This window comes from Azospirillum sp. TSO35-2 (assembly GCF_003116095.1).
Classification (GTDB): Bacteria; Pseudomonadota; Alphaproteobacteria; order Azospirillales; family Azospirillaceae; genus Azospirillum.
Window position 1 is genome coordinate 919768 of sequence record NZ_LGRA01000018.1, and the last position, 12254, is coordinate 932021.

General features: G+C 68.7%; 7 protein-coding genes and 1 tRNA gene. 4 read left to right on the forward strand and 4 right to left on the reverse strand.

All coding sequences use genetic code 11. The features are described from left to right. Window positions 1–11 precede the first annotated feature (11 nt). Both gltB and TSO352_RS15130 read right to left on the reverse strand, forming a co-directional pair. Window positions 12–4559 carry a glutamate synthase large subunit gene (gltB, locus tag TSO352_RS15125; protein ID WP_109108116.1) on the reverse strand — a complete coding sequence of 1516 codons (4548 nt, stop codon included), beginning with the start codon at window positions 4557–4559 and terminating at the stop codon, window positions 12–14. Window positions 4560–4767: 208 nt separating this feature from the next. After that, window positions 4768–6216 (reverse strand): NAD(P)-dependent oxidoreductase, encoded by a 1449-nt coding sequence (locus TSO352_RS15130; RefSeq protein WP_109108117.1) that lies wholly within the window; start codon window positions 6214–6216, stop codon window positions 4768–4770. Between the two features lie 374 nt (window positions 6217–6590). On the opposite strand from TSO352_RS15130, the gene TSO352_RS15135 reads away from it, so the two are divergent. Continuing rightward, window positions 6591–7391: an undecaprenyl-diphosphate phosphatase gene (locus tag TSO352_RS15135; protein ID WP_109108118.1), complete on the forward strand. Its 801-nt coding sequence runs from the start codon at window positions 6591–6593 to the stop codon at window positions 7389–7391. 6 nt (window positions 7392–7397) lie between these two features. On the opposite strand, the gene TSO352_RS15140 is transcribed toward TSO352_RS15135, so the two are convergent. Together TSO352_RS15140 and TSO352_RS15145 are read right to left on the reverse strand one after the other, a co-directional pair. After that, entirely contained in the window at window positions 7398–8606 is a 1209-nt protein-coding gene (locus tag TSO352_RS15140) for an MFS transporter (protein WP_247872113.1), read from the reverse strand. A gap of 201 nt (window positions 8607–8807) precedes the next feature. Then, entirely contained in the window at window positions 8808–9812 is a 1005-nt protein-coding gene (locus TSO352_RS15145) for a complex I NDUFA9 subunit family protein (protein ID WP_109108119.1), read from the reverse strand. Between the two features lie 302 nt (window positions 9813–10114). Here TSO352_RS15145 and TSO352_RS15150 point away from each other — a divergent pair. From TSO352_RS15150 to TSO352_RS15160, 3 genes are all read left to right on the forward strand, one after another. Then, a tRNA-Leu gene (locus TSO352_RS15150) sits at window positions 10115–10201 on the forward strand. Between the two features lie 121 nt (window positions 10202–10322). Then, entirely contained in the window at window positions 10323–10949 is a 627-nt protein-coding gene (locus TSO352_RS15155) for a ribonuclease H-like domain-containing protein (protein ID WP_109108120.1), read from the forward strand. A gap of 272 nt (window positions 10950–11221) precedes the next feature. Then, window positions 11222–12226, forward strand: coding sequence for a KpsF/GutQ family sugar-phosphate isomerase (locus TSO352_RS15160; RefSeq protein ID WP_109108342.1), 1005 nt, complete (start codon window positions 11222–11224; stop codon window positions 12224–12226). Window positions 12227–12254: the final 28 nt, after the last annotated feature.

Consider the following 12254-nt stretch of genomic DNA (forward strand, 5'->3'; position numbering starts at 1 on the left):
TCCTTACCGGGTCACTCCGCCGGGATGGCGCGCGGCAGGGTCACCGGCACGGCCAGACGGTGCAGCATCTCCTTCGGCACGACCTGCCAGAAGTTGCCGAGTTCACGCTGCCAGTCATTGAGGATCTCGGCGGCGAAACGGCTCTGCGTCTCGGCGACATGCTCCTCGATCAGGGCGCGGAGCTGGGCCTCGTAGTGAGGCACCTCGATCCGCTGGAAGATGACGCTCTCCTCGTTGATGTGCAGCGGCAGCGAGTCTTCCGGGTCGTACAGGTAGGCCATGCCCCCGGTCATGCCGGCGGCGAAGTTGTCGCCGACCTTGCCCAGGATCACCGCGGTGCCGCCCGTCATGTACTCGCAGCCGTTGGAGCCGCAGCCCTCCACCACCACGGTGGCGCCGGAGTTGCGCACCGCGAACCGCTCGCCGGCCTGGCCGGCGGCGAACAGCTTGCCGGCGGTGGCGCCGTACAGCACCGTGTTGCCGATGATGGTGTTGGTGTTCGACTCCAGCGGGCTGCTGGTCGCCGGACGGACGACGATGGTGCCGCCCGACAGGCCCTTGCCGACATAGTCGTTGGCGTCGCCCATCACCTCCAGCTTGATGCCCTGGACCGCGAAGGCGCCCAGCGACTGGCCGGCGGTGCCGCGCAGGCGGACGGTGATGTGGCCGGGCTGCAGCCCGAACATCCCGAACTTCCGCGTCACCATCGAGGACAGCCGCGTGCCGATGGCGCGCTGCGTGTTGCGGGCGTTGTAGGCGAGCTGCATCTTCTCGCCCTCCTCGAACAGCGGGCGGGCGTCGGCGACGATGCGGGCGTCCAGCGTGTCCGGCACCTCGTTGCGGCCCTGCAGCGTGCAGTAGCGCGCGTTCTCGCCCGGATCGACCTGGGCCAGAAGCGGGTTGAGGTCGAGGTCGTCGAGGTGGGCGCCGCCGCGACTGACCTGATGCAGCAGGTCGGTGCGGCCGATCACCTCGTTCAGCGTGCGGAAGCCCAGCTTGGCCAGGATCTCGCGGACCTCTTCGGCCAGGAAGGTGAAGAGGTTGACGACCTTCTCCGGCGTGCCGACGAACTTGTCGCGCAGCTTCTCGTCCTGGACGCAGACGCCGACCGGGCAGGTGTTGGAATGGCACTGCCGGACCATGATGCAGCCCATGGCGATCAGGCTGGCGGTGCCGATGCCGAACTCTTCCGCGCCCAGCATGGCGGCGATGACGATGTCGCGGCCGGTCTTCAGGCCGCCGTCGGTGCGCAGCCGCACGCGGTGGCGCAGCTTGTTCAGCGTCAGGACCTGATGCACCTCCGACAGGCCCATCTCCCAGGGCAGGCCGGCGAACTTGATCGAGGTCTGCGGGCTGGCGCCGGTGCCGCCGGAGTTGCCGGAGATCAGGATGATGTCGGCGTTGGCCTTCGCCACGCCGGCGGCGATGGTGCCGATGCCCGACCGGCTGACCAGCTTCACCGTGACCTTGGCGTCCGGGTTGATCTGCTTCAGGTCATAGATGAGCTGCGCCAGATCCTCGATCGAGTAGATGTCGTGGTGCGGCGGCGGGCTGATCAGCATGACGCCCGGCGTCGAGTGACGCAGCCGTGCGATCATCTCCGTCACCTTGAAGCCGGGCAGCTGGCCGCCTTCGCCGGGCTTGGCGCCCTGGGCGACCTTGATCTCCAGCTCGCGGCACTGGTTCAGGTACTCGGCGGTGACGCCGAAGCGGCCCGACGCCACCTGCTTGATGGCGGAGTTCCAATTGTCGCCGTTCTTGTCGGGACGGAAGCGCGCCGGATCCTCACCGCCCTCGCCCGAGTCGGACTTGGCGCCGATGCGGTTCATCGCGACGTTCAGCGTGCCGTGCGCCTCGGGCGACAGGGCGCCCATCGACATGCCCGGCGTGATGAAGCGCTTGCGGATCGAGGTGATGCTCTCGACCTCGTCCACCGGCACGGCGGCCTTGGTGGTGCGGAACTCCAGCAGGTCGCGCAGCTGCATCGGCGGCCGCTTGTTCACCTGCTCCGAATACTTCTTGAAGGTGGTGTAGCTGTCGTTGGTGACGGCCTGCTGGAGGGTGTGGATGATGCCGCCCTCCCAGCCATGACGGTCGCCCGACTTGCGGAAGCGGTAGAAGCCACCCACCGGCAGGGCCACGACCTCCTGGTCGTAGGCGACGGCGTGCTGCTCCAGCACCTTCTTCTGGATGCCGTTCAGGCCGATGCCGGAGATGCGGCTGACCATCGCCGGGAAATGCTCGGCGACCAGCGCGCGGCTGAGGCCGATGGCTTCGAAGTTGCCGCCGCCGCGGTAGCTGCTGATGACCGAGATGCCCATCTTGGACATGATCTTCAGCAGGCCCTCGTCGATCGCCTTCTTGTAGTTCGCCATCGCCTTTTCCAGCGACAGCGAGCCCAGCAGGCCGCGGCGCTGGCGCTCGGCCACCGCTTCCTGGGCGAGGTAGGCGTTGACGGTGGTGGCGCCGACGCCGATCAGCACCGCGAAGTAATGGGTGTCCAGGCACTCCGCCGTGCGCAGGTTCAGCGAGGTGAAGGTGCGCAGGTTGGAGCGGATCAGGTGGGTGTGGACCGCGCCGGTCGCCAGGATCGCCGGGATGGCGGCGCGCTCGGCCCCCATCGCCTCGTCGGTCAGGATGACGTGGTTGGCACCGCCGCGCACCGCGTCCTCCGCCTCCTGGCGGATGCGGCGCAGCGCGTCGCGCAGCGCGTCGGGGCCGGCGTCGACCGGGAAGGTCGCGTCGATCTCGGCCGCCGTCTCGCCCATGTAGTCGCGCATGGCGCGGAACTCGGCGGTCGTCAGCACCGGGCTGTCGAGCTGGAGCAGGCGGGTCTGGCTCTCGTCCTCGTCCAGGATGTTGCCGAGATTGCCCAGCCGGGTCTTCAGGCTCATCACCCGGCGCTCGCGCAAGCTGTCGATCGGCGGGTTGGTGACCTGGGAGAAGTTCTGGCGGAAGAAGTGGTGCAGGCCGCGGTACTTGTCGGACAGCACGGCGATCGGGCTGTCGTCGCCCATCGAGCCGATCGCCTCCTTGCCGTCCTCCGCCATCGGGTGGAGGATCAGCTCCATGTCTTCCATGGCGAGGCCGAAGGCCATCTGCCGCTTGCGCAGCTCGGCCTTCTCCATCTCCGACGGCTCGCCCTTCAGCGAGGCGGTCTTGACCAGCTCGTCCAGGTGCGTGGTGTTCTTGACCCAGTTGCCCCACGGCTTCTTCGCGGCGAGGTGGTCCTTCAGCTCGCGGTCATGGAACAGCTTGCCGGCCCGCAGGTCGACGGCGATCATCTCGCCCGGGCCGAGACGGCCCTTCTCGACGACCTGATTCTCCTCGATCTTGACCATGCCGGTTTCGGAACCGGCGATGATCAGCCCGTCGGTGGTGATGGTGTAGCGCATCGGGCGCAGGCCGTTGCGGTCCATGCCTCCGACGACCCAGCGGCCGTCGGTCATCGCCAGCGCAGCCGGGCCGTCCCACGGCTCCATCACCGAGTTGCAGTAGGCGATCAGCGCCTTGTGGTTGTCCGGCGTGGTCTGCGAGCTGGTCAGCGCCTGCGGCACCAGCATCATCTTGACCATCGGCGCGGTGCGGCCGGCGCGGACCATCACCTCGAACACGGTGTCGAGCGCGCCGGAGTCCGACAGGCCGACGCCGATCACCGGCTTCAGGTCGCCCATGTTGGCGCCGAACACCGGATGCTCCATCCGGGTCTCGTGCGCCTTCATCCAGTTGACGTTGCCCTTCAGCGTGTTGATCTCCCCGTTGTGGGCGAGCATGCGGAAGGGCTGGGCCAGCGGCCAGGTCGGGAAGGTGTTGGTCGAATAGCGCTGGTGGTAGATGGCGAAGCTCGACTCGAACCGGTCGTCCGTCAGATCCGGATAGAAGGTCGACAGCTGCTCGGCGAGGAACATGCCCTTGTAGATGATCGAGCGCGCCGACAGCGAGCAGATGTAGAAGTCGGTGATCTGCTCGTTGTAGACCGCCTTCTCGATGCGGCGGCGGATGATGTAGAGGTCCAGTTCGAACTGCTCGTCCGACACGCCCTTGCTGTTGCCGACGATGATCTGCTCGATCTCCGGCCGGGTGGCGTTGGCCTTCTCGCCGATGATGTCGACGTTGATCGGCACCTGGCGCCAGCCGTAGATGTAGTAGCCGAAGGACAGGATCTCGGTCTCGACGATGCAGCGGCAGGCTTCCTGGGCGTCCAGGCTGATGCGCGGCAGGAAGACCTGACCGACCGCCAGATTGTTCTCCGGCGGCAGGTGGCCGATGATCTTGACATGATCCTTGAAGAACTTCTGCGGCACCTGGACATGGATGCCGGCGCCGTCGCCGGTCTTGCCGTCGGCGTCCACCGCGCCGCGGTGCCAGACCGCCTTCAGCGCCTCGATGCCTTTCTCGACCACCGAACGGCGGGGCTTGCCGTCGATCGCGGCGATGAAGCCGACGCCGCAGGCGTCGTGCTCGTCGGCCGGATTGTAGGCGTGCGCAGTGGTCAGCGCCGCGGCGTTGGCGCGGAAGTCGGCGACGAACTGCTCACCCTGGTTCAACTCGGTGGTCATGGAACGACCCTTTCACAGTCTGGACGTTGACCTGGGGGGCCGAAGGGAAGGGCCCCCTGGGGTAGACGGTGGTTCTTGATGCGGGGGGCGTACGGCCCCCTCCCTAACCCTCCCCCGCTCACGCGGGAGAGGGGACTGCCGCCGCCGTCCCGTAAGGCACCCTCTCCCGCGAAGCGGGGGAGGGCTGGGGAGGGGCAGGTGGGTGGATTTACTCCGCCGCGACGGCCAGCGCCGGCGTCTTCACCGACTGGGCGTAGGCGTGCATGGCGTCGGCGGCGTCGCGGCCGTCGCGGATGGCCCAGACCACCAGCGAGGCGCCGCGGACGATGTCGCCGGCGGCGAAGACGCCGTCCAGGCTGGTCATCTTGGTGCGGTGGTCGATCAGCAGCGTGCCCCAGCGGGTGACCGTCAGGTCGGGCGAGCCGAAGGCGCCCGGCAGGTCTTCCGGCTCGAAGCCCAGCGCCTTGATGACGAGGTCGGCCGGCTCGGTGAAGGCGGAGCCCTCGATCACCTGCGGGGTCTGGCGGCCGGTGGCGTCGGCGACGCCCAGATGGATGCGGACGGCGCGCACGCCGGTCACCACATCCTCGCCGGTGAAGCCTTCCGGGGCGGCCTGCCAGACGAACTCGACGCCCTCTTCCTCGGCGTGCGCGACCTCGCGCTGCGAGCCCGGCATGTTCTTGCGGTCACGGCGGTACAGGCACTTGACGGAGGTCGCGCCCTGGCGGATCGCCGTGCGCACGCAGTCCATCGCGGTGTCGCCGCCGCCCAGGACCACCACCTTCTTGCCGGCGGCGTTCAGCGAGCCGTCCTCGTACGCCGCGACGCTGTCGCCCAGCCCGACCTTGTTCGAGGTGGTCAGGTATTCCAGCGCCGGGACGATGTTCTTCAGCCCGGCACCGGGGGCCTTGATGTCGCGCGCCTTGTAGACGCCGGTGGCGATCAGCACGGCGACATGCTGCTTGCGCAGGTCGCTGAGTTCGGCGTCGCGGCCGATCTCGAAATTCGGGTGGAAGATCACGCCGGCGTCGGCCAGACGCTGGACACGGCGGGCGACGACGTCCTTTTCCAGCTTGAAGCCGGGGATGCCGTAGACCAGCAGGCCGCCCATGCGGTCATGGCGGTCATAGACATGGACCTCGTAACCCTTGGCCCGCAGTTCCTCGGCGGCGGCGAGGCCAGCCGGGCCGGCGCCGATCACGCCGACCGACAGGCCGAGTTCCTTCGACGGCGTGCGCGGCTTGACCCAGCCGTTTTCCCAGGCGGTGTCGTTGATGTACTTCTCGACCGAACCGATGGTGACGGCGCCGTGCGTCGACTGCTCGATGACGCAGTTGCCCTCGCACAGGCGATCCTGCGGGCAGATGCGGCCGCAGATTTCCGGGAAGTTGTTGGTGGCCTGCGACACTTCGTAGGCTTCCTCCAACCGGCCTTCCGCGGTCAGCTTCAGCCAGTCGGGGATGTTGTTGGAGACCGGGCAATGCACTTGGCAGAAGGGAACGCCGCACTGCGAGCAGCGGTTGGCCTGCTCAGCAGCGCGCTCATCGCTGAAGCGGGCGTAGATTTCCGCAAAGTCCTGGCGGCGGTCGGCGGCCGACCGCTTGTCGGGCATCGTCTGCGCGGTGTGCACAAAGCCCAACATTTTCTGGTTCGCCATGACGTCTGCTCCTTCGCTTCGCGGCCCCGACGCCGGTGCGGGGCGGTCGCCTGACCGAGGGTCCTGGATGTCCCGGGACCGCCGGCTGGGTTGAAATCGAACGTCCGCGAACTGGCGGACGCTCGTCATATAACGCATGTGCAGCGGCCGCGGAAGCACAAAAGAACCGATAGGTCTCACTTGTTGACCTTTTCTTCCGCAAGGCTGAAATGCGTAAGCGTCACGGTGGATGGTCATGAAAGTGAGACAGAAAATTAGTCTCGTTTCAGGACAATATCGTAGAAAGGGGTACCGATCCCTCGACGTCGCCAAGCGCGGGCGTGCCTGATATAAGCCGCTGCATATCAAACCCTGCCGAAGGCTTGAGTGCCGCAATGCTGATCGATCAATATCTGGACGCCACCCTCCTGGGTCTGGTGGAGGGGCTGACCGAGTTCCTGCCGGTGTCCTCCACCGGCCACCTCATCATGCTGGACGAACTGCTCGGCTTTCAGGGTCCGCCCGGCAAGGTGTTCGAGGTGGTGATCCAGTTGGGCGCCATCCTGGCGATCTGCGTCGTCTACTTCCACCGGCTGTGGAACGTCGCGACCGGTCTGAAGGACGATCCGGGCGCGCGGCGCTTCGTCATGGCGGTGCTGATCGCCTTCCTGCCGGCGATGGTGCTGGGCGCCGGGCTGCACGGCATCATCAAGGCGGTGCTGTTCAACCCCACCGTGGTCAGCATCGCCCTGATCGTCGGCGGCATCGCCATCCTGGTGGTGGAGCGCTTCGTGCCGACCGCCCGCTACCACAAGATCGAGAGCTTTTCCGCCCCGCTGGCCCTGAAGATCGGCTTCTGCCAGTGCCTGGCGCTGGTGCCGGGCGTCTCCCGCTCGGGCGCCAGCATCCTGGGCGCCCTGCTGATGGGGGTCGACCGTCGTGCCGCCGCCGAGTTCTCCTTCTTCCTGGCGGTGCCGACGATGGCCGGCGCCACCGTCTACGACCTCTACAAGAACTGGTCGGGCATGAGCTTCGACAGCGGGCTGCTGATCCTGGTCGGCTTCATCACCGCCTTCATCGCCGCCGCCCTGGTGGTCAAGACGCTGGTCGACTTCGTCGGCCGCTACGGCTTCACCCCCTTCGGCTGGTACCGTATCGCCGTCGGCGCCGGAATGCTGGCGTTCCTGTATCTGTAAGGTCGCTTATGCCCGCCGCGGCACCGCACGGGCCGCCGCGGCGGCCACGAACAGGGCGAGCAAGGCGATCAGGGCGAAGGCGGTCGCGAGGCTGGTCGCCTGGGCGATGAAGCCGACCAGCGGCGGGCCGGCCAGCACCCCGGCGTAGCCCATGGTCGACACCGCGGCGACGGCGTGGTCGGGGTGGCCGCTCTCCACCGCGCCCGCCGTGCTGAACAGCACCGGGACGATGTTCGACAGGCCGATCCCGGTCAGGCCGAAGCCGACGATCGCCAGCAGCGGCGACCCGCCCGCCAGCAGCCCCGCCGCCAGCACCAGACCCAACCCGGCCGTGGCCAGCAGCCCGCCGCCGCGCATCAGCGTCGCCCCGCCGAACCGGTGCCGCAGCCGGTCGCCGCCGAAGCGGCCGACCGCCATCGCGCCGCAGAAGACGGCGAAGCCCATGCCGGCGAGCGAGGCCGCCGCGCCGAGATCCTCACGCAGGTGAATGGCGCTCCAGTCCAGGACGGCGCCCTCGCTCATGAAGGACAGGGCGGCGAGCAACCCCAGCAGCAGCGTCTTGCGGTCGGGCAGCACCAGCCCGCCGCCCGAGGCGTTGCGGTCGGGCAGCATGCGGCCCTGCAGGACCAGGAACAGGACGACCAGTCCGGCCGACACCAGCCCGGCCTGGGCGGCCGGCGGCATCAACGGCAGCAGCAGCCCGCCCAGCCCGGCGCCGGTCAGCCCGCCCAGGCTCCACATCCCGTGCAGCGACGACATGATCGGCCGGCCGAGCCGCCGCTCCACCAGCGCCCCTTGGGCGTTCATCGCCACGTCCATCGTGCCGCCCGACGCGCCGAACAGCGCCAGCACGACGCAGAGCGTCACCACGTCCGGCACCAGCGCCGGCAGCGGCAGCAGCCCGGCGAACAGCAGCGCGGTCACCCGCGTCACCGGCGCGCTGCCCAGCCGCCCGAGCAGCGGCCCGCTCGCGACCATCGCCGTCAGCGCCCCGACCGCCAGGAACAGCAGCGCCACCCCCAGCACCGCGGCGCTGAGGTCGAGCCGGCTCTTCAGCAGCGGGATCTGCGTCGCCCAGACGCCGAAGACCGTGCCGTTCAGGAAGAAGGCGGCGACGGTCGCCCAGCGCGCGGCGTCGGCGCGCGTCCTCTCGCCGACTCTGCGCTGGTCGGCTGCCGTGCCGTCGGGCGTCCGCCGGCTGACCGTATCGCTCATGAACCCGTCTCCACCGTCACCCTCACATCCACGCGCGGGGCCCGCGGCGGACAAGGGCAGATGCCATCGAATGGGAAGAAATCAAGCGGGAGCGGAGCGGTGCGCCGCCTCTCCCCAGCCAAACAACGGGCCAAGCAACCGGGCAAAAAGAAAAAGCCCCGGCGGTCGGCCGGGGCTCGTTCCGTGCGATGGAAAGACCGCTCAGTGCGCGCTGTCCGCCGCGCCATGACCCGCCGCGTCCTTGTCGCCGGTCAGCGTGGTGTAGCGGCCGCCGACGATGAAGCGCGACAGGTAGGTCGGCAGGATCACCTCGCAGGTCGCCAGTTCGGTGATGCCCAGCTCCTTGAAGCCCGGGGCGCCAGGGGCGACGATGTTGTCGCGCTTCAGCAGCTCCACCTGGTCGCGGGTCAGGACCGGGGCGAGCAGCGGCACCTTTTCCAGCAGGCCGCCCAGCGACTCCGCGATGTTCCAGGGGATCGTCACCAGCGGACGGTGGCGGCGGATTTCCTTCTGCGTCAGCTCCAGCAACTCGCGGAAGCTGTAGACGCGCGGGCCGCCCAGCTCGAAGGTCTTGCCCTTGGCGCTCTCCAGTTCCAGCGCGGCGACGATGGCGTCGGCGAGGTCGCCGACATAGACCGGCTGGAAGCGGGTCTTGCCGCCGCCGATCAGCGGCAGGGCCGGGGCCTTCTGGGCCATCGCGGCGAACTTGTTGAAGAAGTTGTCCTCCGGCCCGAAGACGATGCTGGGCCGCAGGATGGTCGCGGCGGGGAAGCCGGCGCGCACCGCCTGCTCGCCCGCCGCCTTGGAGCGGGCGTAGGCCGAATGCGAGGCGGCGTCGGCGCCGATCGCCGAGACATGGACCATGCGGGTCACGCCGTTGGCGGCGGCCAGCCGGGCGATGCGGCCGGCGGCGTCGGTGTGGACGCCCTGGAAGCTCTGCGCCCCGCGCTCGTACAGCACGCCCAGCAGGTTGATGGCGATGTCGGCGCCCTGCAGCGCGCGGGCGACCGACTCGTCCTTGGTGCAGTCGGTGCCGAAGGGCACGATCTGGCCGACGGCGCCGGCCGTCTTGAGGAAGGCCGCCTTGCCCGGCGTCCGCGTGGCGATGCGGATGACGGCGCCCGACTTGGCGAGGCGCCGGATCAGGTGGCGGCCGATGAAGCCCGAACCGCCGAACACCGTGATAACCTGAGTGCGATAGGACATCGACCGTCTCCCGTGCCGTTGCGCGCCTGCCGGGGGTCCTTGGAGCGTCGGGGCGAAGCGCCCCGGCCGCGCCCCCGCGCGTCGTCCGACTGTGTGTCGCCATGAAATCTGCGGGGATGCTTATAGCGAATGCCCGGACGGCAAGCTAGGGCCTCTGGACGGTGGGGGATCGTGTCGCGGGGATGGCGGCCTGTCGGAGGGGGGCCGGCAAGGGTGGCCGCGAAAAAGTGAAAGAGGCCGAAAAAAGCTGTTGACGCCCCCCGGCCGGATCATTAGAAAACCGCCCACACACCGAGCACCGAGCCCAGGTGGCGGAATTGGTAGACGCGCAGGTTTCAGGTACCTGTGGCAGAAATGTCGTGGAAGTTCGAGTCTTCTCCTGGGCACCATTTCTTTCTACCCGGCTGCGCCGCATGCACAGCTCTCTCGATCAAGAGGGAGGCCGTGCAGAGCGGCGTTCGTCGTTTCTAGGGTCCGTGGCCGGGGGCCTTACCCTTCCGGGAAGCGACCATGCCCATCGACCTTCATGACGGCGACCTGCCGGACGGCCTCGACCTCGCCGCCGGCGCCCGTGACAACGCCATCGCCATCGACACCGAGACGATGGGGCTGAACCCCCACCGCGACCGCCTGTGCCTGGTCCAGCTGTCGGCCGGCGACGGCGCCGTCCATCTGGTGCAGTTCCGCAAGGGCCAGTACGAGGCGCCGAACCTGAAGCGCCTGCTGACCAACCCCGACGTCACCAAGCTGTTCCACTTCGCCCGGTTCGACGTGGCGGTGATGCGGGCCTATCTCGGCATTTCCTGCCAGCCGGTCTACTGCACCAAGGTGGCGTCCAAGCTGGTCCGCACCTTCACCGACCGTCATGGCCTGAAGGATCTCTGCAAGGACCTGCTGGGGGTCGAGCTGTCCAAGCAGCAGCAGTCGTCCGACTGGGGCGCGGCGGATCTCAGCACCGACCAGATGAAGTACGCCGCGTCGGACGTGCTGCACCTGCACGACCTGAAGGCCAAGCTGGACGTCATGCTGGCGCGCGAGGGGCGGACCCATCTGGCCCAGGCCTGCTTCGACTTCCTGCCGGCCCGCGGCGAGCTGGACCTCGGCGGCTGGGAAACCCCGGACATTTTGGCGCACTGACCGGCAACCGGATGGGGCTGGCCCCAACCGGACCGGGCGTGGGTTTGACCCCGGCTGCGGTGGTGGGCATACTGTGCCGCGGCGGACGCCGACCCTGACGGGCTCTTTCCCGGACGGGATGCGGCGTCCGCCGCCGTGTGCCGAGCCGGCGTTGCCGGAGATCGCTTTGGAAGCCGGCGGTGCCGGCGTTTGTGTGGCAGCCGGCGGTGCCGGCGTTTGCCCGGCCATCGGGCCGCGGCCTTGAACGGAAGGCATCGACAGCCTTGACCAGCGTGATCACGTCCAGCCTGACCCCTCCCGCCGCCGGTGAATCGAGCGCGGTGGACAACCGCGACCTCGCCTGCGCCGTCCGCGTCCTCAGGACGGAGGCCGACGCGCTGGTCGCGCTGGCCGACAGCCTCGACGGCGCCTTCCTGCGGGCGCTCGACCTCCTGCACGGCATCCAGGGCCGTGTCGTCGTCACCGGCATGGGAAAGTCGGGCCACGTCGCCCGCAAGATCGCCGCGACGATGGCCTCGACCGGCACGCCGGCCTTCTTCGTCCATCCGGGCGAGGCCAGCCACGGCGACCTCGGCATGATCGCGAAGATCGACGCGGTGGTGGCGCTGTCCAACTCCGGCGAAACGCACGAGCTGGCCGACATCATCGCCTACACCCGCCGCTTCGGCATCCCGCTGATCGGCATGACCCGCAAGGCGGCGTCGCCGCTGGCCGAGCAGTCGGACGTGGCGCTGATCCTGCCGCCGGTGCCGGAGGCCTGCCCGCTGGGCCTGGCGCCGACCACCTCCACCACGATGATGCTGGCGCTGGGCGACGCGCTGGCGGTGGCGCTGCTGGAGCGGCGCGGCTTCTCCGCCGCCGATTTCCGCGAGTTCCACCCCGGCGGTCAGCTCGGCCGGGCGCTGCTGAAGGTGACGGACATCATGCACAAGGGAGCGGATCTTCCCCTGTGCCGTCTTGATTCGCCGCTGTCCGAGGTCATCTTCGAGATGACGGCCAAGCGGCTCGGCTGCGTCGGGGTAACCGACGAGGCGGGGGCGCTGGTCGGGATCATCACCGACGGCGACGTGCGCCGTCATCTGACGCCAGAGCTTCTGGCCGAGCGCGCCGACAGCATCATGTCCCCGCGGCCCAAGACGATCCGCCCGAAGGCGTTGATCGTCGAGGCGCTGCGCGTGATGAACGAGAAACAGATCACCACTCTGTTCGTGATCGAGGCCGACCGGCCGCTGGGCATCGTGCACATCCACGATTGCCTGCGGGCGGGCGCCGCGTGAGTCGCCGCATGAGCCATGGACGCCGAGG